Here is a 3,946-nt window from a genome sequence, read left to right as displayed (position 1 = left end):
GGGCGATATCTTTGGCAGCATGTTTGGCGGCGGCTTTGGTGGTTTCGGCGGCTTTGGCGGCGGCAGTGCAAGAAGAAACGGTCCCAGAAAAGGCAGAGATGTAAATGTAAATATTCAGCTGACATTTGAAGAAGCTGTTTTCGGCTGCAAAAAAGAAATTTCTGTGGCGATCTATGATGAATGTGATACCTGCCATGGCACAGGTGCCAAGGAAGGTACTCACGCAGAAAGCTGTCCTACCTGTAACGGTACAGGTCAGGAAAGAGTGGTACAGCAGTCCATGTTTGGGGCGGTGACCAGCGTTCGTACCTGTTCCAAGTGTGGTGGTACAGGTAAAGTCATCAAAGACCCTTGTAACACATGTAAAGGTACCGGCAAAGTACGCAAAACAAAGAAATATGAAGTGAACGTACCGAAGGGTATTGATAATGGTCAGACCATCCGACTGGCCGGCAAAGGCGAAATTGGTGAAAACGGCGGCGGCTATGGCGACCTGCTGGTAACTGTATATGTACAGCCAAATCGTGTATTTGTTCGTAAGGGCTATGATATCTACTGTGATGTGCCTATCACGTTCGTACAGGCGGCACTGGGCGGCGATATCATCATCAAGACGATTGACGGCGAACAGAAATATACTATCAAACCCGGTACACAGCCTGATACAGTTGTTACACTGAAAGGCGTGGGCGTACCTAACCTGAGAAACCCTAAGGTAAGAGGGAACCAGATCGTAACACTGAAAGTGAAGATCCCTACAGAACTGAGCGAAAAACAGAAAGATCTGCTGCGTCAGTTCTATGGTGACACAACTTCCAGCGAGCCTGTGGAACCGGAACCTTCGAAAGAAGAAAAGAAATCCTTCACAGAAAAAATGAAGGATGGTTTTAAAGATTTATTTGACTGATAAGAAAGGCTCCTGTCTCTGATGAGGCGGGAGTTTTTGTGTTGAGCGGAAGTTGATAAGAAGAGGAATCTGTTGTAATATTTGATTGTAATGAAATTGTGTGAAGAAAAACAGTTTGATACGGACAAATCGGTTTTTATATAATAGTAAAGAAGGGAAGACACAATATGGAAAAACAAAAAATGTGCGGACAGATGCTCAGCGGTCTCCTTGTGGCTGGTTCCTGCTTTACTTCCGGATGCGGCGGAACAAAGGAAGTGGTCAAAGCGGAAGACTATGCAGTAATGGATCTGCACCTGCATCTGGACGGCTCCCTGTCGGTGGCTTCTGTCAGAGAACTGGCGGAGATGCAGGGGATCTCTGTACCGGAAAGAGATGAAGAATTGCTGCCTCTGCTTCGGGTAGATGCAGACTGCAGAAATCTGAATGAATATCTGGAAAAATTTGATTTTACTGTTTCTTTGCTTCAGACAGAGGAAGCGCTGGTTGCTGCTGTATATCAGCTGGAGAAGGAACTGCAGGATATGGGCATGCTGTATGCAGAGATCCGCTTTGCACCCCAATTACATACAGAAAATGGATTATCACAGGCCGAAGTTGTTGCGGCAGCAATCGAGGGCATGAACAGATGTGATTTTCGTTCCAATCTGATCCTATGCTGTATGCGTGGTGATGATAATCAAGAACAGAATATGGAAACAGTTCGGGTTGCGAAAGAATTTCTGGGAAAAGGGGTAGCGGCGATCGATATTGCAGGGGCAGAAGCCCTTTATCCTACCGGAAATTTTGAGAATCTGTTCCTTCTTGCAAAGCAGCTGGATATTCCCTTTACGATCCATGCCGGTGAAGCAGATGGCCCCACCAGTGTGTATAAAGCGCTGGAATTTGGTGCAAAACGAATTGGACATGGGGTACGTTCTGTGGAAGATCAGGAACTGATGCAAAAACTGGCAGAAGAGAATGTGACACTGGAACTTTGCCCTACCAGCAACCTGAATACAAATATTTTTGAAAGTCTGGATGAGTATCCACTTTTAGAATTGATGGAAGCTGGGGTAAAAGTTACGATCAATTCGGATAACATGGTTGTTTCCGGTACGAATGTAGAGGCAGAACTGCAGAAACTGATCGATACCTTTGGTTTGGAAAAAGAACAGCTGAAGATGTTGGTAAATAATGCAATTGACGTATCTTTTGCCGATGAGGAAACGAAGGAATGGCTCCGCGGGGAATTGGAAAAGAGAGTTCCATAAAACAACAGAACGAAAGATGATAACAGGGGAAAATGCCCCTGTTATTTTTGGGGTTCCTATGATAAAGTAGGAATAAATGTGCTTTTGAATGATGTGATGAATGACTTATGGGCAGAATGGAAAGCAGGTATGTCGGGAGAAGAATTTACAGAATCGCGGATTTATGAGTGATATGCGTTACTTCCGTGAGGGGGACGTGTTTGAATATGATGTTGGAGGAATCAGAATGACAAGACTTCTATTACGTTTTTTTGTAAAAAACCATGAAAACTATGGGGATGCCGCTGTGCGTGCCTCTGTGGGAAAACTGGCGGGGGCAACGGGGATCGTCTGCAATATTATCCTTTTTCTGGGGAAACTGCTTGCAGGGATCCTGGCGGGGTCTGTTGCCATTATTGCGGATGCGGTCAATAACCTTTCGGATGCATCCTCTTCTGTCGTAACGCTGCTGGGCTTCCGTCTGGCACAGCAGCCGGCGGATCAGGATCATCCCTATGGCCATGCCAGATATGAATATCTGTCTGGGCTGATGGTGGCTGTCTTGATTCTGGTCATCGGTGTGGAGTTGGTGAAATCTTCTGTGGGAAAAATCATTCATCCCGAAGCTATTGATTTTTCTCTGCTTACGGTGGGAATCCTTGTGGCTTCCGTTCTGGTGAAACTGTGGATGTCTCTGTTTTTCGGTACACTTGGGAAAAAGATCAATTCCCTGACCTTGCAGGCAACTGCAGTAGACAGCAGAAACGATGTGGTTTCTACAGTGGCGGTTCTGGCTGGATGCTTGGTGGGATATCTGTGTCATATAAACATTGATGGCTATGTAGGGCTTTTGGTAGCAGTTTTTATCCTGTATTCGGGAGTGAATATTGTGAAGGAAACGATTTCTCCTTTGCTGGGCGAACAGGCAGATGAAGAACTGGTGGAAAAAATCAAACGGAAGGTGCTTTCCTGTGAAGAAGTACTGAATGTGCATGATCTGCTGGTGCATGATTATGGCCCCGGCAGATGTTTTGCATCTATTCATGCAGAACTGAGCGCAAGACTGGATCCCATGGAGGTACATGATATTCTGGATGATATTGAGTGCGAGGTTCTGGATGCGCTGAATGTACATCTGGTGATCCATTATGACCCTGTTTTGCCTGACGATGCAGAATGGGCAGAAATGAGCAATGTAGTGGGAGAAATCATAAAAGAAGTGGCGCCGGAGGTGACCATGCATTGTTTCCGTATGGTTGGCGGCGCAAAACAGAAAAATCTGGTATTTGATCTGATGGTACCTTATGATTTGAAAAAACCGAATCAGGAACTGAAAAAAGAAATTGATGCCGGGCTGGCGGCGAAAAATAAAAAATATGGAACCGTCATCCGTTTTGACGGTAAGGAATAAAAACTTAGAAGAGCATCATTTAGCGTGAAGATCAGATGGATTGTGATGAGAGGAAAAATGAAATATGGTTGAAGATATGTCTAAAGTAATCAAAGTACTTATGGTATGCCACGGCAGGATATGTACACACCCTCGAAAAACCCAGTAAAATCAAGGAAAATCGGCACTCGAACACCTTCAAGTACGCCATTTTGTACGCCAAATTTTTTGAAAATCCCTGATGTGACAGTACTGTTTTGAACGTGAAAAACCCAAAAAATCGCCGTGAAAAATCAAAAAATCACGGAGGATTTACACATGAGTAAACAGAAGAATAATGAAGTTATCAGAGAGAATAAGCTTGGATATTTAAAGGTGGGGGATTACTTTATTCCTGATCTGAAGCTTCCACAGGAG

General features: G+C 44.7%; 3 protein-coding genes and 1 pseudogene. All 4 read left to right on the top strand.

Going from position 1 to position 3,946, the window contains the following annotated elements; all coding sequences use genetic code 11:
• Positions 1–907, top strand: a 907-nt coding sequence (locus ACJMLT_RS04030) for a DnaJ C-terminal domain-containing protein (RefSeq protein WP_405726954.1), incomplete at its 5' end; no start/stop codon positions are given.
• A 167-nt stretch (positions 908–1,074) separates the two neighbouring features.
• The gene (gene add, locus ACJMLT_RS04025) at positions 1,075–2,160 is read left to right on the top strand and encodes an adenosine deaminase (RefSeq protein WP_405726951.1); all 1,086 of its coding nucleotides are present in this window, start codon (positions 1,075–1,077) and stop codon (positions 2,158–2,160) included.
• A gap of 226 nt (positions 2,161–2,386) precedes the next feature.
• Positions 2,387–3,550 carry a cation diffusion facilitator family transporter gene (locus ACJMLT_RS04020; RefSeq protein ID WP_405726948.1) on the top strand — a complete coding sequence of 388 codons (1,164 nt, stop codon included), beginning with the start codon at positions 2,387–2,389 and terminating at the stop codon, positions 3,548–3,550.
• Between the two features lie 297 nt (positions 3,551–3,847).
• A pseudogene (locus tag ACJMLT_RS04015) lies at positions 3,848–3,946 on the top strand (TnpV protein); the annotation flags it as partial.

The sequence above is a fragment of the Anaerotignum sp. genome (genome assembly GCF_045122575.1).
In the GTDB taxonomy this organism is placed as follows: Bacteria; Bacillota; Clostridia; order Lachnospirales; family Anaerotignaceae; genus Anaerotignum_A.
Note: the sequence above shows the minus strand (reverse complement) of the source record. Positions and strands in the feature narration are given on the sequence as shown.

Bases quoted from the DNA above. Each gene is read 5' to 3' on its own strand.
- add (WP_405726951.1), top strand. From the start codon at position 1,075: ATGGAAAAACAAAAAATGTGCGGACAGATGCTCAGCGGTCTCCTTGTG.
- ACJMLT_RS04020 (WP_405726948.1), top strand. From the start codon at position 2,387: ATGACAAGACTTCTATTACGTTTTTTTGTAAAAAACCATGAAAACTAT.